The following is a 23,719-nucleotide window of genomic DNA, read 5'->3' on the forward strand; positions in this document are numbered from 1 at the left end:
AATCAATGTATTGGGATTTATTTTGATAATGGATTTTTAAAGTAAAATTAGCGTATATGAATAGTCGGAGAGATATAAAACTTCTACGGATTTCACTTTTTAAAGTTAAATGTGGTTGGAAATTGAACTCTATCATTTGGTCAGATGGTGAAACTGATTTAAACTTAAAATGCTTATCCAGTTAAACATTTATGTATAAGTCTCGAATAAAGTAGGACTTATATAGGTATGTAATGGAATTTTATTTTTTGCGTTTTTTTAATTTTATTTTTGAGTTCTCTTAATATGAAAAATATCGGTTTAGCCATTTTAGCAATCAGCCTTTCAGGTTGTGCTGCAATGAGCGTAGAAGAATGTAAAACTGCGAATTGGTCATTAGTGGGTGAGAAAGATGGAGCAAAAGGTTCTTCACCGCGCTTAGATCAATATTACAAAGCATGTGGAAAAGCTAATATTGTTCCAGATCAAAAGTCATATGAACGTGGCTACAAAGAAGGTCTAGGGTATTATTGCCAGCCATCAAACATTTTTTATAACGCTTTAGAGGGGAACGGCAATATTAATGTATGCCCAATCGAGCAGCGTAATCGTTTAAGACCTTATTATCGAGCTGCTTCCGACTACTACAATGCAAAAAATGAATATGACCGTTATGACGAAAAGTTTAAGCAGTATTCTGACAGTGCTTATAATGAAAAATTGAAGCCAGAAGAGCGTGAACGTTATCGTAAGCTTTTAAGAGAACTACAAATTGATCGTGACCGTATTAATCGTAATTATTGGAACTCAATTCGAGATATTGAACGTTTCAAATATGATCACGGATTAAAATAATATTTGAGAAAAGGATTGATCTGAATGAGATCAATCCTTTGTTTTTTTAAAGATAATAACTGGTTTTAGTCATTAATTTTGAAATAGCGGTCATACTGATTTTTACCGCATAAGGTAATTCAACACCACCTGCTTCGAGCGCTGTATGACGATGATGTAATTCATCTTCATTCATTTGCTCTAAAATTTTACGAGAGCGTTCATCTTGAGCAGGTAATTGGTTTAAATGGTCTTGCAAATGCATGCTTACCTGACGCTCAGTTTCAGCAACAAAGCCTAAGCTATATTTATCACCAGCAATACCTGCAAGAGCACCCATACCATATGACAACCCGTACCAGATAGGGTTTAATAAACTTGTATGGCTATTCAACTCTTTTAAACGATCTTCGCACCAAGCTAAATGATCTTGTTCTTCAATCGCTGCCTGTTGCATTTCGCGGCGCACATTTGGCAATTTCGCCGTTAATGCTTGTCCATGATAAAGCGCTTGAGCACATACTTCACCACTATGGTTAACACGCATTAAGCCCGCAACATGGCGAGCATCTTCTACTCCAAGTTTTGTTTCAGCTGTTTCAGCCGGATTTTTGCGCTGTGCTGCGGTTGCACCTGGGACAAGACTACGTAATGCCTGATCAAAGGAGTTAATAAGTTGATCAATTCCTGTGTAGTGGCGCATAAATTAGTCCTCCAAAGAAAGATGTGCTGTGGCAAGCATTGGTTTTAGTCGGGCGAGAAGCCAGATACTAAAGATTGCACTAAGTACAGCTGTAATAATAAATAGTATTTTAATATCAATTTTTAAAACACTTAAGATTAAGATTGAGAAAATTGCAGAAGAAACCATGAATACAGCATTTAAAATATTATTCGCTGCAACAACACGGGCACGATGTGAGCGTGGTGAGTAAGCCTGCATCATGGCATATAAGGGAACAATATAAAAACCACCACTAATACCCAGTAAAGTCACAGCAATCATGACGTGGTAGTAAACCCAACCTTGAGTGAAAATATCTTTTAAGGTCAGTAATGCTCCAGTTCTTTCAGGTACAAAAGCTAGACTGGCTGCAAGGTAAAGTGCAAAAACAGTAAGGCCAATTGCACCGATTGGCACCATTTTAATGTTGATTTCCGAACCACCAATTTTACGGCAAAGTAATGAACCAACACCAATTCCAACTGAGAAGAAGGTAAGTAACAGGCTAACTACATTTTCTGATGCATGAAGATTTTGCTGAGTCAGCTGCGGAATTTGCGTTAAATAAGTTGCTCCATAAAACCAGTACCACGAGTTACCTAATAAAATGGTGAACACTAACGGTAAACTTTTGGCATATGTAATGGTTTGGAAGCTTGTCCGAATAAAGTTCCAGTCTATATCTAAATCTGGCGCAGCAACTTTTTGAGGCAGAATGAAGCGACTAAACACATAACCTATACAAGCAATAGCGACTACAGTCACACTAATCCACAGTAAATTGCCTTCTGATGATGCAATTACGGCACCACCTAAAATCATGCCGAACAAGATCGCCATCGAAGTACCAGATTGAAATAAGGCATTACCCGACATGAGTTCGTTTGGTTTTAAAATTTCAGGCAAAATTGCATATTTAATTGGGCCAAAGAAAGTTGAATGTGTACCCATTAAAAATAAGGCGAAGAGCAGCAACCATAAATGCCCCAATAAAAAGCCAGCAGAACCAATGAGCATAATAATAATTTCTAAGATTTTTATGCCGCGTACAAGTTGTGATCGTTCGTATTTGTCTGCAATTTGTCCAGCAGTTGCTGAAAAAAAGAAATATGGCAATATAAACAATAATGCTGCTAAATTATTGAGTGTACTTACTGGGGCAGATTGTTGTTGAATCCAACCATACGTAATGACTAACAATAAAGCTTGCTTAAAAACATTGTCATTTAATGCGCCAAAAAACTGTGTAAAAAACATCGGTACAAACCGACGTGATGTCATCAGGGATTCATCTTGTTTCATCATGTGCAAGCTTCATTGAGTTTTATTAAAAAATGTGACCGAGTGTTAATTTGCATCGAAAACCATGTATGATATTTTTAACGCTTGATTAAATGAAAAATCAATGGTTTCGAGTGAGTTTTATCCTCATATTGGTGCGTTTATTAAAAATAAGTTTAGAGTTTTCCATGCCTTCTAAAATTAAGTTTAAACAGTCAACTCTTTCTCACTCTATGCATTTAATCTTAAAAATGCAGAGTATACCTAAACTTATTTGTAGCAGCTTATTGTTAAGTTTATGTGTTACTCCTTGTTATGCCGAAAGTTCGGCAGAAACAGTAACACCAGCAGCCCAACAGACGGTAGCTGATTTATCACTACAACAAACGAGTACAAATAACCAAAATGATGTTCCAATTACGGATGTTGCGACGCTTGTAACTCAAGCACAGCAGCAACAAGATAGCTTGGCTATATTGCAACAACAAGAACAATTTCCAAATCAGATTGAAGAATTTAAGCCAATCACGCTGGATAACCTTGATGATTTACCTGTTATGCCTGTTGATCAGAGTATGGCAAATGAAATTTATCGGGTTGCAGAAGAGGCAAAAACTGAAGCGCAAAACTTCCAAAATGGAACTCAAAAACATCCAGAAATGGTGGTCAATGATGCATCTCAAGCAGAATTACATGAAATTACTCAAGCACCTGTAAATATTGACCAACTCATGAGTGAGATTCAATCGGATAGTAAGATTGTAGTCGAAGCAAATGAAACGGGAAAAACTTTACCAGAACTTACAGCCGCTACAGAAGAACCACCTGAAGAGAAAGGTTTCTTTAAACGTATTATCAATAAAATTCGTCCGCCGCGTGTGACTCCGATGGAACAAATTCCACGTATCACTGCGGAGGTTAGTGGTGCACCGGATGATCTTGCTAAAAATATCAAAGGTAAGTTATCTACATTTACCCAAGAATCATTTGAAGATTTTAATTCTGCGTTACCACAGCTTAGAAGTTTAAGTAACCAAGCCGCACAAGCTGTAGGTTATTACAATGCCGAATTTCGTTTTGAAAAATTAAGTGCAAGTCGAGTAGGCGTAAAAGTCACACCAAATGAACCTGTTCGAATTAATGAACAAAATATTGAATTTAGTGGAGCAGGTGCAAAACAACCACAGTTCCAAGTTATTCGTTTAGTTCCAGACCAAGATGTAGGTGATATTTTTAACCATGGTCTGTATGAAACAACTAAAAGCCGAATTGTAGATGCTGCATCAAATAATGGATACTTTGATGCATTCTGGCGGTTACACGATGTAAAAGTCAGCCAACCTGAAAACAAAGCTGATATTAATCTCAAATATGAAACGGGTGAGCGATACAAGCTTGGTAAGGTTGAGTTTCGTATGAGCGATCCTTCAAAACCATTACCTATCAAATTAAATATTTTGGAAAGTATGGCGCCTTGGAAAGAGGGCGATGACTATACATTTTGGCGTGTAAATGCTTTAGCTAATAACCTGACTAACTCGCGGTATTTTAACTATACTTTGGTCGATTCAATTAAACCTGATCCAATTCAAAAGCCGCTTGAGTTACCTCCAGATTTACAAGCACTGGTCGATCAGCAAAATGTCACGATTGATGAATCAAAACTGCTTTCTCCAGAGCAACAACAACTTGCTAAAGCACGTCAATTAGCCTCACCTACTAAAGAGGTTAGTCAAAATGTTGTAGACGAAAAACAATTTGCTGGGACTGAAAATGCACAATTAGCTGCAGCTCCAGCTGCTTTAAAAACTGCAGCAGATCATGAAGAGCAAGAATCGGAACAAGACCGTTTACAAGCTAAAGCACGTGAAGAAAAAAGAATTCCGGTAATTGTGACTCTAAATGCAGACAGATTAAATAGTCTGGAAACTGGTGTGGGTTATGGTACCGATACGGGAGCTCGCTTACGTAGTCAATATCGTCGCTCAATTGTGAACGAATATGGTCATTCATTTGACGCGAACTTTGAGCTTTCTCAAATTCGTCAGTCCATAGATGGCCGTTATAGTATTCCTTATAAACATCCATTAAATGACTACTTTAACATTGTGGGTGGTTATGAACGTGAGACTAGAGATAATATTGGGCCTGATGTCAGTTTATTAACCGAATCTGCCGTGTTTGGTGGAGAGCGCGTTATTAAAAAACCGTTAGGTGATTGGCAACATACCATTGGAGTTCGTTATCGTCTGGATCGTTTAACTCAAAAAGGAAATGTTGATATTGCTGAGTTACCCGACGCTTTTAAAACTGCCGCTTCAGAGCAAGAAGCGTTATTGTTTGGTTATGAAACTTCTAAAACTTCAAGTAATACACGTTTAAATCCAACTAAAGCATTTAAACAAAGTTATAAGTTAGAACTGGGAAGTAGCAGTTTACTTTCCGATGCCAATATGGCAATTGCAACAGCTGGTTGGAGATTTATTTATTCTTTAGGTGAGAATGATGACCATCAGTTTGTTGGCCGATCAGATCTTAGTTATATTTTTACCGATGAGTTTGATAAGGTTCCATACAATTTAAGATTCTTTACAGGTGGTGACCAAACAATTCGTGGGTTTGACTACAAAAGTCTTTCTCCGGAAGTAGATGGATATAAAATTGGTGGACAAGCTCTAGCGGTAGGCTCTCTGGAATACAACTATCAATTCAAAGAAGGTTGGCGAGCAGCAATTTTTTCTGATTTTGGTAATGCTTACGATAAGAATTTTAGTAACCCGACCGCTTATAGCGTTGGTGTTGGTATTCGTTGGAAGTCACCTATTGGCCCAATTCGTTTGGATGTAGCTTCGGGTATTTCTGATGAAAATCATCCAATTCGTTTGCATTTCTTTATTGGTCCACAACTTTAAAAATAAAATTTTATTAGGTTTATTTTATGGCGGAAGTAGAACAGCAGCCCACTTCGGCACCAAGCTCTCCTAAGAAGCGACGTATTTTGCGTAGCTTCTTGCTGACAATATTAATCATACTTTTATTACTTGTTGCTTCCATCATTATTATGATGTCGACTGACCGTGGAAGCCGTTTTTTATTAGACCGTGTTTTACAAGCTCAACAAGTCATTAAATATGAGTATGAAGGTGGTAATTTACTTAGGGGAATTATCCTTAAAAATATTATTGTTCAGTTGGCAGAAGTCGATGTTACTTTAGATAGAGCTGATGTTCGCTTAGGATGGCGTTCTTTACTATTAGAAAAAGAAGTCCATTTAAGCAACGCAGATGTACGCAACTTAATCATTATTAATAAAGCGCCGCCGTCAGATAAACCATTTGGATTTAAACCTATAAAACTACCATTTGTTTTACGTATAGATAAGGCAGATGTTGATCATTTAGAAATTAAAAATTCGGGTTCTGTTGTAAATTTTCATTATGTCCATTTAAACGATGCGCTGTGGTCAGAGACAAAGCTGAAGTTTGAAAACTCAAGTATGGATATGGGTTATCTTTCTGTACATAACGCAACAGGAAACATGGATTTTAGTGGGAAATATCCGCTTAATGCGACAGCAGATTTAAGAATTCCTTCTTTAAAAAGCTTAAATATTCAAAATATAAAAGTTGCAGCCAGAGGAAGTTTAGATACATTACAAGCTGGCGTAGCAACGACAACACCAGACCTCTTAACAGGCTGGGTTGTTTTACATCCAGTTCGTCATGAAGTTCCAATGCAAGGGGCCTTGTCACTTAAAAATTATCACTTGCCTTTACTAGTTGATCAAAAATTATTTGCTAAAAATGGTGTTATTAAATTTGAGGGTAATGTTCAAAAGCTTAACTTAGCACTTGATACAGATTTAAAAGGTGCGAACTTACCTGAAGGCCAATACAACGCCTTAATGAATACTGATTTAGTACATCAGTTGAATATTACTGACTTTAATGGCCAAGTCATGAAAGGTGCAATTAACCTTAAAGGGTTAGTGAGCTGGAAAGACCATGTTACTTGGGACATAAAAGGTCGTTTAGATCATGTTAATCCTAAAGATAAAGCGATTCCTCAAGTCGTTCAGGACTTCTTACCACCAAGTTTAGATGCAGCAGTTTCTTCCACTGGTTCTTTAGAAAAAGGCACTGAAGTATTAGCGAATGTAGACTTCGACCGTTATGAATCTTGGAAACTTAAATTAAACCAAGTACCTGAAAAGAATAAAAAACCTCAACCAATGTTTATGAATGTGGCTTGGTCAAAAATAGACCGTGCTATGCCATATATAGGTTGGTTAAGCAGTGATAGTGGACAAGTTGATCTGACTTTGCGAGATGGTCAGCAAGATATTAAAGTCGCAACCAAAGTATATCAGCATGAACAGACTCTATTACCAGCAGGACAATATCTCGCAACGTTGAATGTTAAAGATAATATTCTTAATGTTCCTAGTTTTAGTTTTGCTGCTCAAAAAGGTAGCCTTACAGGTCAAGCTAAAGTTTTATTGCCTACTGAAAAACGTCAGCTGGCTTGGAATGCCTTATTAAATGCAAAAGACTTTAACCCGCAGAGTATTCATACAGCAGCACCTGTTAACCTACTCAATGGATCAATCAAAGCAAGTGGTTTTGCAAAGCCAAATCAACAAATTATTCAACTTGAAAAAATCGATTTAAAAGGTCAATTGGCTCAAGCAAGCCAAGAAACGGTTGCGCTAGCAGGGAAAAGTACGGCTGCTTTATTATTTAATGATGTTAAAGCAGGTGGTGGGTTTAAAGGTTTTGCAGTTAATTATGATGGATCTTTGAAAGCACTTAATCAGGCGAATGGATTATTAAAGTTCTCTATTGCGGGTACTCCAGAGTTTATTCGAATTAACCAGTTACAACATGATGGTGTTGCTGGAAAAATCTATGCGACTGGCTCAGTAAACTTGAAAGATCGTATTGCTTGGGATATCAATAGCTCGCTTGTACGTTTTAAACCTCAATATTTTGCTTCAAGTGTAAAAGGCGAAATTTCAGGAAATGTAAAAACGCAAGGCGTTTGGTCTGATAAGTTAAAGCGTATTGATGTTCAACAGTTGAATCTTGCAGGATTTTTGAATAACAAACCTGTGAGAGGTAAAGGTAATTTATCTATACTTATGGATTCGAACCAAAAGGGATTCTTACCTCAACAATTTGAAGCGAATAATCTATTTTTGGTTTATGCACAAAACCAGTTACAAGCAACAGGTAATGCGCAAAATTTAAAAATTAAGCTCAATGCTCCTGCACTTTATGAGTTGTATCCTGGCTTGAGTGGGCGTGCCTATGGGGATTTGAGTGTCCAATCTCAACCTCGCCTAAAAGCTACCGCGAATATTGCAGTTGATAACTTTGCGTATACTAATTTAGTGAGCATTAAAAAACTGCGTATACAGGGTGAACTACCAACATCTGAAACAACACCAACCCAGCTCACAGCTAAGTTAGATAATTTACGTAGTGGTAGCCGTCTAATTCAGTCTGCTGAAGTTAATTTAACAGGAACACGGAAAGCGCATTTATTAAAGGTGCAGGCAAATAATAATGTTTCTAAATTCTATGTTCAGTTAGCAGGTGGTTTTAACCAAAATAATGATTGGTTAGGCCAAATTCAAAAAGGAAGTTTTGATTCGCGACGAATTCGTTTAGCGCAAAATCAAAATGCACCTATTATTTTCTCATCAGCACGTTCTGAATTATTTGTTGGGCAACATTGTTGGCAGAGTAAAAATAGTCAGTTATGTCTTGATCAACCTGTACGTGTAAGCAAAGCACAGGGTAATATTTCATTTATTACTCAAAATCTGGATTTAGGTGATTTTGCTGCTTTCATGCCAGAAGGGTTGGCAATGACAGGTCAGCTCAATGGTTATGCAAAAGCTTCTTGGGTAAATGGTGGGCATCCTAAACTTGATGCACGTTTAGTGACTCGAAAAGGTGAACTAGGCCTAGCTGCGGAAGATCCTCAGGATCCGCCAACCACGTTGACTTATGACGAGCTCAGTGTAATTGCGAAAAGCATTTCAGATGGTCTATTGTTACGCGTTGACATGAAAACACCTGATATTGGTACTGGCTATGCAAATGTCATTATTAATCCATACCAACCCTCTATGCCAATGCGTGGTGAGGTGGCCTTTAATGATGTGCAATTAAAAGTTTTGAAACCATTTATTCAAGATGTACGCTCAATGAGTGGTACGTTAGCTTTAGCTGGTAAAGTAAATGGTACTTTAACCCAACCGCAGTTTACGGGTGAAATGCGATTGAAAAATGGGGCGATCAGTATGATTTCCCTGCCAGTGAACTTAACCAACGTACAAGTGTATTCATCTATTCGTCAGGATATGGCAACAATTGATGGTGCATTTAACAGTGGACAAGGGGTAGGTTTACTTAAAGGCAGTTTCGACTGGAAAGATTCACCGCGTCTACAGTTGAACTTAAAAGGTGATAACTTACTGGTACGCCAAGCACCATTAATTACAGCAATTGCAAATCCGAATTTGACACTTGATATGTATCCTTTCGATAAACGTTTAAGTTTGAAAGGGTCTGTAGATGTTCCTCGTGCACGTATTTCAATGCCTGAAACAACGGCACCTGTCATTAATACATCTTCAGATGTGCGTATCGTCCGTCAGGGCCAAGACCCACTTGCAATTTTACGCGCAGCTAAACCTTGGGATATTCGTGCCGATATTTCGGTGAATATTGGTAACCAAGTAATCTTCCAAGGCTTTAACAGTAATATTCCTCTAGTTGGTCGTTTGAACTTGACTCAACGTGGTTATGAAACTGCAATGCGCGCGATGGGTGCTATTGGTGTAAGTCAAAAAGTGAAAATTGAAGCATATGGTCAAAGCTTAGATTTAAATCGTGCAATTGCTCGTTTCAATGGGCCACTGTCAAACCCGACTTTAGATATTGATGCGAATAAAAATGTTCAGGGAAGTATGGTTGGTGTGCGTGTTACGGGTACTGCGTCATCACCAAGTATTCAAGTTTACAATGATGCTGGTTTGTCTGAACAAGAAGCCTTGAATGCATTGGTAACAGGTCGTATTAATGAAGGTTCAAGCGGTTTAAGTAATTCGGAAGGTTTTAAATCTGATGTAAACAATACTATTGCTGCTGCTGGTATTAGTATGGGCTTAGGTGGCACTCGTGCTTTAACGAATCAAATTGGTCGTACTTTTGGTTTAAGTGGACTTGCCTTAGATGCCCAAGGTACAGGGGATGATACTCAAGTAAGCTTAACTGGATATATCACACCTGACTTATTTATTCGTTATGGTGTTGGTGTATTTACGCCAGTCAATAAACTTACCTTACGTTATCAAATGAATCGCCGTTTATATTTAGAAGCAAGTCAGTCTTTAGAAAGAGCGATCGACTTATTCTACAACTGGCGTTTCTAAATGTATGAATTAAGAGCTCACTTTAAGTGGGCTCTTATTTTATTAAGGTTATACCATTTTAAAAAAATTAATAATTCTCATATAGATCATTAATTTACTTTGAAGTAATCACATATTAAACACGGTTCTGGTTAAAGAAACTTCACTTGAAAATTGCTGTTTTATAAATTAATTTTCAAAATCATTAAATGAAATTAGATCGATAAAGCCTTGTTGATAATTACAAATAAGGTGAATTTTCAAGGAAATGCCAGTGAAAAAAGTTACTTGTGTTGAAATTACAGAGAGCAAGGACAACGATATAAAGCTTAAATATCGTGCATTGATTCAGAAATTAACAGCAACTTTGTCGTTGACGTTTTTATCACTTGGGTGGGGTAACATAGTTAATGCCGCAGATCAACAAATCGCTTTAGTGGGAACTTGGACATCTATTCCTAATGCACCACTTGTGCAAAAACCAAAACAGGCCAGTGAAGGTTTGTACCAGTTTAAAGTTAATACGGATGGGACTTTAACTCCTATTAAAGTTTTAAAAATGAAAAGTCCTTCTTGGATTGTGAAATCGAAAGATGGCCGTTTTGCATATACAACAAATGAAGAAAATTTAGGAGAGGTCACTGCATTATCAGTTCAAAACGGAAAGGTAGAGGTGCTAAACACAGTAGATAGCCATGGTGGGCATCCAACACACGCCTCAATCAGTTTAGATGGTAAATTCCTATTCGTGTCGAATTATTCTGCATTTGATAAAGGTCGTGGTGGCGTAGCCGTTTTGCCAATTTTACCAAATGGACATATAGGTGAAATGGTACAGAATATTGTTTTCGCGGAAGGTTCTGGCCATGTCAAAGGTCGTCAGGAAAGTGGTCATGCACATTCGACAACTTTCAGCCCAGATGGTAAGTATTTATATGCGAGCGATCTAGGAAATGACAAAGTCTATGCCTTTCGTTATAACCCTAACAAACCCCAACCACTTGAAGCAGACAGCAGTCGAGATGTGAAGTTTGTTCATGGTTCTGGGCCGCGCCATATGGTCTTTTCTCCAAATGGCAAACATGCGTACATTACCGCAGAAATGCGAAGTGAAATTGTAGCGTTTAATGTACAAGATGGACATTTGAAAAAAATTGCTGAGCTAAAGTTGGTACACGAAGATAAAACACCTGAATTTAAGAGTGCGAGTGGAATTATTTTGAGTCCAGATGGCAAATATGTCATCGCTGCCAATCGTGGTGCAGACAACAAACTTTTGGTATTTAAAATTCAACAAAATGGGTTGCTAGGTCAACCAGTCATTTATAAAGCTAATGGCATTGAACCACGAGCTTTCTCCTTCGATGCAACTGGTAAATATTTATATGTGACGAATGTATATAGTAATAACATCAGTTTGTTCCGCTTTGATGCAAAAAGCGGTAGTTTAAAACCTGCTGGCGATGCTGCAAAAATATCTACACCTACGGATATTAAGTTCTTTCATTAATTTGAGTAAAGCAACCTATATTTTTGACACTTCATATAAAAGACCGAGAGCGAGTATCTCGGTCTTTTATGGCAGTTTTTGCAAAGTCTGTCAGATTCAGTATGATGTGGGCAGCTTAGTCTGTGTAGAGTAATGATGAAAAAAGTTTTATTTGTCTTGATGGGAATGCTGTTAGTCGGCTGTACAGAGAAAAAACCTTTGACACCTGAAGAACAATGGCATGGCTTTTGTACAAGTGTTGGAAATGCAGCTAGAAGTATTGTGTTTGACCGCCAGCAAGCAATTGAAAAGTCTCAAGCGGTTGAGCATGCAAATAAAATTGAAGATGAGATCACCAAAAAATTCATCTTGAATATTATTGAGAAAGTTTATGCTATTCCACAAGATCAGCTAAAAACTAATCCAGAAGCCCTACAAGAAAAAATTAGAAAACAAATGGCAGATGAATGCTTAGTTACACCACATGACAAAATGCCAAACTACAAAAAGTTCTAAGTGTGTAAGACATCGTCAACACTCCACTAAGGTGGAGTGTTCTTTCAATTCAAAATATCGCATGATAAGTCAGTCATTAAGATCATTATTTACACAGGGGTATTTAGTTACAAAATAATGGGCATCACGGAGAAACACCCCGCGCGCATTAACTTTTAGCTTGAACTCTAGTAAAATTTTGTAGTCCATATTACTTGTGAAGCTTTGTGAAAGCTGGAATTTACAAGTAATTTTTTAAAAAAAGAGGAATGAACACCGTGCTAGAAGCTTACCGCCAACACGTTGCTGAACGTGCCGCACTCGGAGTCCCACCGAAGCCACTTGATGATGCTCAAACTGCTCAACTTGTTGAGTTATTAAAAAACCCACCGGCAGGTGAAGAAGCATTCTTGGTTGATTTGCTTGAAAACCGTGTTCCTGCAGGTGTTGACCAAGCAGCTTACGTAAAAGCAGCTTTCTTGGCAGCGATTGCAAAAGGCGAAGCGACATCTCCGCTAGTTTCTAAAGAACGTGCAGTTTATTTACTAGGTACGATGCTTGGTGGCTACAACGTAGCGCCTTTAGTTGAGCTTCTAGATGATGCTGAATTAGGTGGTTTAGCTGCTGAAGCATTGAAAAAAACATTACTTGTATTTGATGCGTTCCATGACGTAGCTGACAAAGCTAAAGCTGGCAATGCAAATGCAAAAGCTGTTTTACAATCTTGGGCTGATGCTGAATGGTTCACTAGTCGTAAAGACGTACCAGAAGAAATCAAACTTACTGTATTCAAAGTAACGGGTGAAACAAACACCGATGACTTATCTCCAGCTCAAGACGCTTGGAGCCGTCCGGATATCCCATTACATGCAAACGCAATGTTGAAAAACGAGCGTGATGGTATCAATCCTGAAAAACCAGGTGAAGTTGGTCCATTAAATCAAATCAAAGAACTTATTGCTAAAGGCAACCAAGTTGCTTATGTAGGTGACGTTGTCGGTACAGGTTCATCTCGTAAATCTGCAACAAACTCTGTGCTTTGGTTCTTCGGTGACGAAATCGCTCACATTCCAAACAAAAAAGACGGTGGTTTCTGCTTAGGTTCTAAAATCGCTCCGATTTTCTTCAATACTATGGAAGACGCTGGTGCGTTACCTGTAGAAATTGACGTTGCGAACATGAACATGGGCGACGAAATCGTTCTTAAGATTGATCATTCAGCAGCTAAAGTAACTGCGTTCAAAAACGGTGAGCAAATCGCTGAATCTGAACTTAAAACTCCAGTTCTTTTAGATGAAGTACGTGCTGGTGGTCGTATTAACTTGATCGTTGGCCGTGGTTTGACTGCTAAAGCGCGTGAAGCTTTAGGTCTTGCACCATCTACATTATTCCGTACTCCAGTACAACCTGCTGCAACTGGCAAAGGTTTCACTTTAGCTCAGAAGATGGTTGGTCGTGCATGTGGTCTTCCAGAAGGTCAAGGTGTAATTCCTGGTACTTACTGCGAACCTAAGATGACTACAGTTGGTTCTCAAGATACAACTGGTCCTATGACTCGTGACGAGTTAAAAGACTTAGCTTGCTTGGGCTTCTCTGCTGACTTAGTTATGCAATCTTTCTGTCACACTGCTGCTTATCCAAAGCCAGTTGACGTACAAATGCAACATACACTTCCAGACTTCATCATGAACCGTGGTGGTGTGTCTTTACGTCCGGGTGACGGTATTATCCACTCTTGGTTAAACCGTATGCTTCTTCCAGATACAGTAGGTACTGGTGGTGACTCGCATACTCGTTTCCCAATTGGTATTTCGTTCCCAGCAGGTTCGGGTCTTGTAGCTTTCGCTGCTGCAACTGGTGTAATGCCACTTGATATGCCTGAATCAGTTCTTGTTAAGTTCAAAGGTAAAATGCAGCCTGGTATCACTTTACGTGACCTTGTACATGCGATTCCTTACTATGCAATTAAAGAAGGCGATCTTACTGTTGAGAAAAAAGGTAAGAAAAACATCTTCTCTGGTCGTATCTTAGAAATCGACTTAACAGAAATGGAAACTGACTTAACAGTTGAGCAAGCATTTGAACTTTCTGATGCTTCTGCTGAACGTTCAGCTGCTGGTTGTGCAATCACACTTTCTGAAGAGAAGGTTGCTGAGTACTTACGTTCTAACATCACAATGCTTAAGTGGATGATTTCACAAGGCTATGGTGATGCTCGTACTATGGCTCGCCGTGTTGAAAACATGGAAAAATGGTTAGCAAACCCAAGCCTACTTAAAGCTGATGCGGATGCTGAATACACTAAAGTGTATGAAATTGATTTATCAGAAATCAAAGAACCTATTCTTTGCTGCCCGAACGATCCAGATGATGCAAAACTTCTTTCTGACGTTCAAGGTGACAAAATTGATGAAGTATTCATCGGTTCTTGTATGACTAACATCGGTCACTTCCGTGCTGCTGGTCAGTTACTTGAGAAAGTACCAAGTGGTTCATTAACAACTCGTTTATGGTTGGCTCCACCAACACGTATGGACGAACACCAGTTAATGGAAGAAGGCTTCTATAACACTTATGGCCGTGCTGGTGCACGTACTGAAATGCCTGGTTGTTCATTATGTATGGGTAACCAAGCACGTGTTGCGCCGAACACAACTGTTGTATCGACTTCTACACGTAACTTCCCTAACCGTTTAGGTCAAGGTTCTAACGTTTACTTAGCATCTGCTGAGCTTGCATCTGTTGCTGCTGTACTTGGTAAATTACCAACTCCAGAAGAATATCAACAATATGCAGCTCAAATTGACAGCATGTCTGCTGACATCTACAAATATTTGAATTTCGACCAAATGGGCGAATATACAAATGCTGCTGATAAAGTAGATACTAAGAAAATTGCTGCTGCTCAATTGACTTAATACCTCAATTTAGTACAAAAAAGGAGCTGATTATTCAGCTCCTTTTTTATTTAAAAGAGAATTAATACACAATTTTCAAATTAAAATATTAAATAGATCATATTTTGTATATTTAAAATGTAAAAATAAATATAGCGCTAGATATTAAAGAAGTTTTTGCTTTAAAATGTTTTCATGAACTTAAAAATAATTAAAAAGAACACGGGTATTTTATATATGGAACTTAAAAATGCTAAAGACAATTGTTGAATTTAAATTTGATGACTATCAGTTATATGATCAAAAATTATCAACAGAAGACGGAAATACATTAGTACAGAAAACTGAAGATATTGCACAATATATTTATAGTATCTTGAAAAATAGATATCACTTAAATATCGAATTAAATCCTGAGCGTTGGGGTTGGGAAATAGAAGTACCTCTACCAGAGATCACGATGTATATTGGTATTAGTGTTTATGAAGAATACAGCAATGGTTTCGCAATATTTATTTCGCCAAATACACCAATTTTGAAAAGATTTCTTTTTAGAAAGTTGGATATTACTCATCATATTATGCTGCTTCAAAATTATATTAATGTCATTTTGAAATCACATGGTGGTATTTATGATGTGCAATGGTGGGAAGAAAATGAGTTTAGATATGTTGCTGCCCATTAAAATATAATTAGAAAATATGAAATATTCTTTATGATTGTTTAGCTAATACAATTAATAAAATATTTATTAAGCATTATAGTGGTGAATTTACGTGTGTGAGCTTAATATATGTTCAAAATAATGTGGCTCAGATCCGTATGCGAATTTTAGCTTGGAAGGCATTACGTAAGTTCTTCTATAACAACCTTCATGATCATGATTACGAAACGACAGTAAGTCGATGTATTAACTATTTCTTGGTTTTCTTAATTATAGGAAATGTAATTGCGGTACTGCTAGAAACAGTAAATGATCTGTATTACAGCTATCGTATATGGTTTGACTACTTTGAAAATATCTCTATCACAATTTTTAGTATTGAATATCTCTTGCGTCTCTGGAGTGTAGTCGAACGTGATCCGACACAATCTGCCTGGAAACAGCGTTTTGCTTGGATGAAGAGTGGAGAGGCACTGATTGACCTCATGGCAATTCTGCCTGCATATCTAAATTTCTTTGTACGAATAGACCTTCGTATGCTTAGAATTTTACGTTTACTTCGACTATTAAAATTAACTCGCTATTTTATCTCTTTACAAATATTGCTTTGTGTCATTAAAAGGGAAAAGGGCTCGTTTCAGGCAGTAATTTTCATTTTAATCATTATGATTATTATGACTGCTTCAGGTATTTATGTGGTTGAAAATAAAGCTCAACCGGAAGTATTTAGCTCTATTCCAAAAGCAATGTGGTGGGCAGTCGTTACCTTAACTACTGTCGGATACGGTGATGTCACACCTGTAACCAGCTTAGGAAAGTTGCTAGGTGCTTTGATTACAATTTTAGGGGTAGGGATTGCTGCTTTGCCGGCTGGTATTTTAGCCTCTGGTTTAGCTAATGAACTGAACCAGCGTAATCAGCGCCTTGAACAAGAGTTCCGAGAGTTACTTCAAGTGCGTGGTATAGATATCATGCACGATGAAATTGAAATAGAACGTATTCGGCAAAAAGTCGGATTGCCAAAAGAACAAGCGCATAATCTGATTATTCAAATCATGCGCGAAAAGGTATTAGAAGAAAAAGAAGTGGAAATGGAAAAGAAATGTTATTGCCCACATTGTGGTGGAAAGCTAACAGACTAGTATTTTGGTCAAAAGTCTGGCGCTAGTCAGGCTTTTTGAGTTGCCTTCTCTACAGCAAATGCAATAAGTAAAATAATAAGACCACCAAGACTTAATACAAACCCTACCCAGATCGGTGCAATCCAGCCCATCTGATGACTGAGTACCCAACCACCTAAAAATGCACCTAATGCATTCGCAAGATTAAAAGCTGAGTGATTCAGTGAAGCTGCTAGTGTTTGTGCATCACCTGCAACATCCATCAGGCGTGTTTGTAATGCTCCGCCTAAGCCCATTACAGTCAATCCAATTAAGAATAAAGAAGCAATAGCACTATATATATTACTCATTAGAAAACTTGCAACAACAAAGGCGATTGCTGAACTAATAAGTACGCCTACAATGGTTTTATTGAGGTTTTTATCTGCCAGCCAGCCAGCTGCTAAACCTCCAATCACCATTCCGATTCCCCACAGTGCTAGCGCAATAGGAACGATTTGAATATTAACTTTTGTATATTCAGTCAAAATAGGTGAGACATAGCTATATACCGAAAACATGCCTCCAAAGCCAATTGCACCGACCGCAAGGGTTAACCACATATTTATATTTTTAAGCCCAGCCAATTCTGTTTTTATACTGGCAGTAGCCTGAACCGGAATATTCGGCACAAAGCAAGCTACAGCAATTAAAGTAAAAAATGCAATCGTTGCTGAAAATTCAAAACCTGCTCTCCAACCAAAATGTTGGCCTAACCATGTTGCTAAAGGTACGCCAATAACTGTAGCAACGGTTAAACCCATCATCATTTGTGCAACTGCAGAAGCTCTTCGTGACGGGCCTGCAAGTTCAGCAGCGACCAGAGCACCCACTCCAAAATATGCACCATGGGGTAAACCTGCAATAAAACGAGAAACTAAAACGGTCTCAGGCGTATCTGCTAGGGCTGTACAAGCATTAGCAATACCATAAAACAGCATGAGACAAAGCAATAAAGTCTTTCTAGGAACTTTAGCACCCAAAATAGCAATAATAGGGGCACCAATAACAACACCTAATGCATACGCACTAATAAAATGTCCAGCTTCAGGTACTGTAATATTTAGGTTGTGTGCAATTTCTTGAATAAGGCCCATTGCCACAAATTCTGTGGTGCCAATACAGAAACCACCAACTGCGAGAGAGAAAATTGCTAAGAACAGTGAATAATGTTGAGGTGTGTTGGATGAAGATCGGGGGGACGCCATAATAAATTAAAAAAGGAGACTCAAAAATGAAAGTATAAGGGAAAAGAGGTCAAAATAATAAAAAACAAAACATTGAGCGTACAGTTGCAGGTTTTAAGCAAAAGCATTTTATATTTATTTTAAATAATTTATCGAAATTTTTTAATAAATTATATATGATAAGTTCGTAATACTCTAGGCATTACAATAAGTTGTATAAATATTTAAAAAATAGAGAATCTAAATCGTGAGAAAATTAAGTATTGCCTGCCTTATGGGGTTGGTCATGTTATCTACGTCAGGTTGCTCAGTCTTTATGGCGGGTAATCAACCAAGTAAAAAAAATTTAAACGTGTTAAATCCGGGTAGTTCTCGCAATTATGTCATTGCTGAGCTAGGAGCACCTGTACTTTCTGAATATCGTGATGGTACAAGAGTCGAGATTTATACTTTCCAGCAAGGTTATCCAAAATGGGCGAAAGTAAGCCGTGCATTTGGACATGGTATAGCGGATGTTGCTTCATTCGGGCTATGGGAAGTATTTGGAACACCAACTGAGGCATATTTTAGTGGGAAAGAAACTTCTTATGAAGTAACGTACGGGCAAGATGATTTGGTGAAAAGTTTTAAGCTCATCGATTTTGAGCAGGCATTCCCTAAACCAAAAGCAGAGTGATGAAATGAAAAGGGCCTTTAGGCCTTTTTCTTTATATATGTTAAAAAATTATATTAGATAAAATCATTGTCTTAAAATTTAATTGGTTTATTCACCTTAAAAATAATCAAGTAAAAAGCAAGTTGAGACACATTAATTAATATTGTGATAAGATGAATACTATTCATTAATAATGATTTATCTAGACTCACTCTATTTTCTTCAAATAAGAGAAAAGTTTCAAAATTTATGGATAAATCTATTTATTCAGGCTTTTGCCCATGTTAGAAATTCGTCATCTTAAAACTTTGGTTGCATTACGTGAACATGGTTCACTTGTTGCGGCAGCTAATGATTTGTGTTTAACACCCTCTGCTATTTCTCACCAATTAAAAGAATTAGATCATTGGTATGGGGTAGAGGTCGTGAATCGTCGAAGCAGACCTGTTAGTTTTTCGAATGTTGGGCAGCGCTTGCTCAAATTGGCTGATGATGTATTGCCACAGATTCAAATTACTCAAAGTGATATTACTCGTATTGTGCATGGGCAAACGGGTAGAATTATTTTTTCTTCTGAATGCCATAGCTGTTTTGACTGGCTAATGCCTTTGCTCAATCAATACCGTCATCAATATCCAGATGTGGATTTAGATTTTGCTTCAGGCTTTGAGTCAAACCCACATGAGCTTTTACAAAATGGAGAGTTTGATTTACTCATTACAGCCGATCCAATTGCATTAAAAGGAATTGAATATTTTCCAATTTTTGAATATGAATCACGTTTAGTTCTATCAAACACTCATCGATTGGTTCGTGCTGAAAATATTACGGTCCAAGACCTTGCAGAAGAAGTTCTTATTACTTATCCCGTTGATAAGCATCGTTTAGACATCATGTCGAAACTGTTTATACCAGCAAATATTCAACCAAAACAAATTCGTACAACAGATTTAACTCAAATGCTTATTCAGCTTGTAGCGAGTGGGCGAGGTATTGCTGCTTTACCAGACTGGGTAGTAAATGAATATGAGCAAAAGGGATGGGTCACTAGCCGCCGTTTAGATTGTGTTTCTCAAAATGGTTTAAGACGTACATTATATGCAGGCTATCGAGTTGAAGAAAAAGAGAAGAGCTATTTTGAGGGATTTTTAAAACAGTTAGAAAAGTTCTCTTTAAAGCGAAATTCTTATTATTCAGGCTAAACATGGGTACTTAGCCCAATTAGTAATAAAAGGTACTTAGATGTGCCTTTTTATTTGCCTATAAATAAAGATAATAGCCCTGCTGCAATGAGTGGCCCAACTGGTACACCACGAAGGAGTGCAACGCCTGCAACTGTACCAATGAGTAAGCCCGCAACTACATCAGGTTGGCTTGACATAAGTTTTACACCACGTCCACCTAACCAAGCAACAAGTAGACCGATTGCAATGGCAATCAAAGATTTAAAACTAACAAACGATTTTAAAATACTTTCTCCACTAAGTTTGCCACTCGCAATGGGGGTAAGTACGCCAATCGTTAAAATAAGAATTCCTAAATTAAGGCCATGCGCTTGGATATAAGGAAAAAACTCATTTAGCGGGGTAATTTTAATCACAATAAGCACACCTGCTGCAATTGTTACAGCAGCATTTTGGCTCAATAAGCCACAAATCAGCAAAACCAGTAAAACAACTAAATTAACATCGAATTGGGCAAGCATGGAGAGTGGCAAGGAAAGCAAATAATTTGAATTGTATAATAATTGAGAATCAAAATGTGAAAGCATTTAAAAGTTGCAAAGATTAGAGTATAAATTTGTAATGACAATTTTAGTCTATATGATTCAATCATAAAGAGTTTTTTTTCTGGTTACGATTGGAAACGATGTTATATAAATTAACAAGTTAAAAACTCTTCTTTTGAAATGTTGTGATATAAAAATAATCATTAGTCATAATTTTAGGATGATTCATATGGACATTGTCGATATTAAAATTAAAGATCAATTCGAAAAAATTTATGATGCGAAAGCTCAAAAAGAAGAATTTGGTTGAACATGATAATGAGCCTCTAAAGCTAAGTCAGCGAATTGAACATATTATTGTGGATAATGAAATTATCTTGCCTACGACTGAATTGTTATTTGAAAGTGAACAAAACGAGAAAATTTATCGCGTCATTGAAGAATAACTTCAAAATGATGAGAGTTAAGTACAAAGTTGATAAAGCAAAAAGGATAATAAAGTCTGAAACTGCGTTAAAATAATGGTTTGGTTTTAAAGAGAAAGCTTTATGCTGCTGGAAAAAATTTTGCAATCACAAGGGTTCGGTTCACGTAAATATTGCCAGCAGTTAATAAAAAATGGTTCTGTAAGTATTGATGGAGAGGTTGCGAGTGATCTTAAAAAGCAATTCTCTCCTGAAAATTTTGAATTTTCTGTTTTTGGTCAAAATTATCTGTATCGAGAAAAAATTTATATTGCTCTGAAAAAGCCGCAAGGTTTCGAGTGTTCGCACAATCCTCAGCATCATCAAAGTGTTTTTAGCTTATTGCCTGAAACTATGATTCAACGTGGTGTGCAAGCCATTGGTCGTTTAGATCAAGATACAACTGGCTTATTGTTACTTACTGATGATGGTAAATATCTTCAAGCTTTAACGCATCCTCGTAAACATGTTCCAAAGGTTTATCATGTGACGACTTATGACCCAATCACACCTGAACAAATTGAAATGCTTACTCAAGGCGTTAATTTACACCAAGAAAAAGGGATATTTGCTGCTACAGATGTAGCACTACTTGGAACTCATCAATTAACGATGACCATTCATCAAGGTGTATATCATCAAGTCAAAAGAATGATTGCTGCTGTTGGCAATAAAGTCGAAAAACTGCATCGATATCAAATAGGCCAACTGGTCTTACCTGAAATTGAGGAAGGGGATTGGGTTTATTTGTCTGAGCAGGAAAAACAACTCGCTCAAAACATTATTTAAGAAAACAATGAAATGTCTGAAATTCACTGTCTTTAATGAAGCCCATTTTTTCATAGAGGCGGTGAGATTCATGATTGTTCGTTTGAGTCTCTAGGCTAATACGTAAAGCATTTTCTTGTTTTGCAAATAAAATCGCCGTATCAATAAGCTGTTTTGCTGAACCCTGACGACGGAACATTGGAGTGACATATACGTCATCTAAGATGTAATAAGTTGAACAAGCAACAGAAGAAAAACCTAAATAAAGAAGGACAAAACCAGTGATTTTTTCATCTTTAATATGAATAAAAAAAACACTTTCTTTATTTTCAAAACGTTGTTTCAAAAAATCATGTGATTCATCAAGATTAGAAGATGCACCGTAAAATTGACGGTACTCATCAAATAGGACAGCAAGTTGTGTTAAATCTTCTTTGGTCGCTCGTCTTACAATCATTAGGCGCTCCTTGTATTTATGTTTATGTTTTTACAAAGAGAGCATAACTAAAAAAAAAGCCAATTGACGTTAAAAGTTGTTTAAAAATGCAACACTGTTAAGTGTTGTCACTTTCACCCAATAAGGCATTTAACTCTTCAAATAAATCTTCGTGGTCATCATCTTCATTTAAACTTGAAGGGTTCTGATTTAAGGAAGATGCTTTCGCTTTTCTCAGTTTTAATAATTGTTCCATATTAATGTTCTGATTTTCGATCGCAAAAGGAATAGATTTAGTTAAGACGACTTGTTTAAAGAACAGTCGCACTGCTTGGGCAGGGGTAATCCCCAATTGTTTAAAAACAGCAAAAGCCTGTTTTTTCTCTTGGGAGTCAAGTCGAACCTGATAAACTTCTGTTTTTCGCATGAATAACAAAACCAAATGATTTTTAATTTTTAGGGATTTATTTTAAACCATCGGAATGTAATTTCAATGTCTTTCAGCATAAAAAATAATCTTTTTGTCATTACGATATGATTACAGTGTCAATTCAAAGCGAGAATTGAAAATCATTTGCTGTTTTGTCAGTGGGTCTATGAAAGAAATTTGCTTAGCTAATAGCTGTAACGGTTGAGAAAAATCATCGTCAGCTTTATGTTGAACTATTGGGTAAAACGGATCATTTTTAATCGGAATTCCCAAATGGCTTAAATGCACACGGAGTTGATGTTGTTTTCCTGTAGTGGGTGTTAAACAGTATTTAGCCCAAGATTGATTATGCTCAAGCAACTCAATTTTTGTTTCTGTATTGGTTTTAGTATGGGGAATAACGCACATTGTATAAAAGGGCGTACCTTTATCTAAATAGAGTTTTAAAGTCTGAGGAAATTCTAATTCAGCTTTATATTGAGCGATTGCATGATAAATCTTATGAACTTGACGATCTGCAAATAACTGTTGGTAAACCCCGCGTGACTGTGGTCGTTTGCAAAATAAAACGACTCCCGCAGTTTCACGGTCTAATCGATGGATTGGGGTTAAAAACTCATTACCCGTTTGTTTTTTTAATCTGACTAATAGCGTTTCTTGTACATATTGCCCGGTTGGACTAATGGTTAAAAAATGAGGTTTATCTACAACAAGCAAGTCATCATTTTCAAATAAAATTTGATGTTCAAAGGGAACATGGGCTTCATAAGCAAGAAAGCGATAATAAAAAATATGAGTGTTTGCTATATATGGGCTGTCTAATGTTAATTTTTCACCATTTGCCGCGTAAATAAGCCCATCCTGAAAACGTTGTTGCCACTCAACTGTTTTTATATGAGGAAAATTTTCACAAAGAAATTGATAGATGGTCTGAGCATTTGTTTGAGTCGTAAGATAGACTTGGCTTGCGCTTACGCCATCAATCATAGGTGGGAAAAATTCAATCGGACTAGACATAAAAGTGTGTCAATATTTAATAAATGTGGTGTAAAAAAAGCCATCGTTAAGGACTTAAGTAGGCTTTAAAGCAGGGCAATGGTATCA

General features: G+C 37.2%; 17 protein-coding genes and 2 pseudogenes. 12 read left to right on the forward strand and 7 right to left on the reverse strand.

All coding sequences use genetic code 11. From position 1 onward, the window contains the following. The first annotated feature begins 285 nt into the window (after positions 1–285). Positions 286–834, forward strand: a complete 549-nt coding sequence (locus tag MSG95_RS08520) for a DUF2799 domain-containing protein (protein WP_077162875.1) — start codon at positions 286–288, stop codon at positions 832–834. Between the two features lie 46 nt (positions 835–880). Here the strand turns inward: MSG95_RS08520 and coq7 are convergent, their stop codons facing one another. Together coq7 and MSG95_RS08530 are read right to left on the reverse strand one after the other, a co-directional pair. Further along, entirely contained in the window at positions 881–1,516 is a 636-nt protein-coding gene (coq7, locus tag MSG95_RS08525; RefSeq protein WP_077164886.1) for a 2-polyprenyl-3-methyl-6-methoxy-1,4-benzoquinone monooxygenase, read from the reverse strand. Between the two features lie 3 nt (positions 1,517–1,519). Then, on the reverse strand, positions 1,520–2,842 hold the full coding sequence (locus tag MSG95_RS08530; protein ID WP_077164885.1) for an MFS transporter: 1,323 nt from the start codon (positions 2,840–2,842) through the stop codon (positions 1,520–1,522). Between the two features lie 434 nt (positions 2,843–3,276). Here MSG95_RS08530 and MSG95_RS08535 point away from each other — a divergent pair. The 7 genes and pseudogenes from MSG95_RS08535 to MSG95_RS08565 all read left to right on the forward strand — a co-directional run. Further along, a pseudogene (locus MSG95_RS08535) lies at positions 3,277–5,730 on the forward strand (autotransporter assembly complex protein TamA); the annotation flags it as partial. Positions 5,731–5,756: 26 nt separating this feature from the next. Then, entirely contained in the window at positions 5,757–10,262 is a 4,506-nt protein-coding gene (locus MSG95_RS08540; protein WP_324624704.1) for a translocation/assembly module TamB domain-containing protein, read from the forward strand. Between the two features lie 247 nt (positions 10,263–10,509). Next, complete coding sequence (locus MSG95_RS08545) at positions 10,510–11,751, forward strand: lactonase family protein (RefSeq protein WP_077164883.1); 1,242 nt, start codon at positions 10,510–10,512, stop codon at positions 11,749–11,751. A gap of 132 nt (positions 11,752–11,883) precedes the next feature. Next, complete coding sequence (locus tag MSG95_RS08550; protein WP_049063380.1) at positions 11,884–12,246, forward strand: hypothetical protein; 363 nt, start codon at positions 11,884–11,886, stop codon at positions 12,244–12,246. 257 nt (positions 12,247–12,503) lie between these two features. After that, on the forward strand, positions 12,504–15,143 hold the full coding sequence (locus MSG95_RS08555) for a bifunctional aconitate hydratase 2/2-methylisocitrate dehydratase (protein WP_077163439.1): 2,640 nt from the start codon (positions 12,504–12,506) through the stop codon (positions 15,141–15,143). Positions 15,144–15,372: 229 nt separating this feature from the next. Next, positions 15,373–15,807 carry a hypothetical protein gene (locus MSG95_RS08560; protein ID WP_004700904.1) on the forward strand — a complete coding sequence of 145 codons (435 nt, stop codon included), beginning with the start codon at positions 15,373–15,375 and terminating at the stop codon, positions 15,805–15,807. Between the two features lie 137 nt (positions 15,808–15,944). Continuing rightward, positions 15,945–16,928, forward strand: coding sequence for an ion transporter (locus tag MSG95_RS08565; RefSeq protein WP_077164700.1), 984 nt, complete (start codon positions 15,945–15,947; stop codon positions 16,926–16,928). Between the two features lie 26 nt (positions 16,929–16,954). On the opposite strand, the gene MSG95_RS08570 is transcribed toward MSG95_RS08565, so the two are convergent. Beyond that, the gene (locus MSG95_RS08570; RefSeq protein WP_077164680.1) at positions 16,955–18,154 is read right to left on the reverse strand and encodes an MFS transporter; all 1,200 of its coding nucleotides are present in this window, start codon (positions 18,152–18,154) and stop codon (positions 16,955–16,957) included. 226 nt (positions 18,155–18,380) lie between these two features. Between MSG95_RS08570 and MSG95_RS08575 the strand changes: the two genes are divergently transcribed. Continuing rightward, complete coding sequence (locus MSG95_RS08575; RefSeq protein ID WP_025465208.1) at positions 18,381–18,809, forward strand: hypothetical protein; 429 nt, start codon at positions 18,381–18,383, stop codon at positions 18,807–18,809. 260 nt (positions 18,810–19,069) lie between these two features. Next, on the forward strand, positions 19,070–19,990 hold the full coding sequence (locus MSG95_RS08580) for a LysR family transcriptional regulator (protein WP_004700912.1): 921 nt from the start codon (positions 19,070–19,072) through the stop codon (positions 19,988–19,990). Between the two features lie 50 nt (positions 19,991–20,040). On the opposite strand, the gene MSG95_RS08585 is transcribed toward MSG95_RS08580, so the two are convergent. Next, entirely contained in the window at positions 20,041–20,493 is a 453-nt protein-coding gene (locus MSG95_RS08585) for a DUF441 domain-containing protein (RefSeq protein WP_004700914.1), read from the reverse strand. 253 nt (positions 20,494–20,746) lie between these two features. Between MSG95_RS08585 and MSG95_RS08590 the strand changes: the two are divergent. After that, positions 20,747–20,963, forward strand: a pseudogene (locus MSG95_RS08590) (hypothetical protein). 102 nt (positions 20,964–21,065) lie between these two features. Continuing rightward, entirely contained in the window at positions 21,066–21,770 is a 705-nt protein-coding gene (locus MSG95_RS08595) for a pseudouridine synthase (RefSeq protein WP_077164681.1), read from the forward strand. Here MSG95_RS08595 and MSG95_RS08600 read toward each other — a convergent pair. From MSG95_RS08600 to MSG95_RS08610, 3 genes are all read right to left on the reverse strand, one after another. Then, positions 21,763–22,206 carry a GNAT family N-acetyltransferase gene (locus MSG95_RS08600; RefSeq protein WP_077164682.1) on the reverse strand — a complete coding sequence of 148 codons (444 nt, stop codon included), beginning with the start codon at positions 22,204–22,206 and terminating at the stop codon, positions 21,763–21,765. The two genes, MSG95_RS08595 and MSG95_RS08600, sit on opposite strands and share 8 nt — an antisense overlap. Positions 22,207–22,303: 97 nt before the next feature. Then, complete coding sequence (locus MSG95_RS08605; RefSeq protein ID WP_004700921.1) at positions 22,304–22,612, reverse strand: type II toxin-antitoxin system RelB/DinJ family antitoxin; 309 nt, start codon at positions 22,610–22,612, stop codon at positions 22,304–22,306. 111 nt (positions 22,613–22,723) lie between these two features. Further along, complete coding sequence (locus tag MSG95_RS08610) at positions 22,724–23,632, reverse strand: pseudouridine synthase (protein ID WP_213033534.1); 909 nt, start codon at positions 23,630–23,632, stop codon at positions 22,724–22,726. Positions 23,633–23,719 lie beyond the last annotated feature (87 nt).

It is taken from the genome of Acinetobacter sp. IK23 (assembly GCF_035615275.1).
GTDB classification, from domain to species: Bacteria; Pseudomonadota; Gammaproteobacteria; order Pseudomonadales; family Moraxellaceae; genus Acinetobacter; species Acinetobacter seifertii.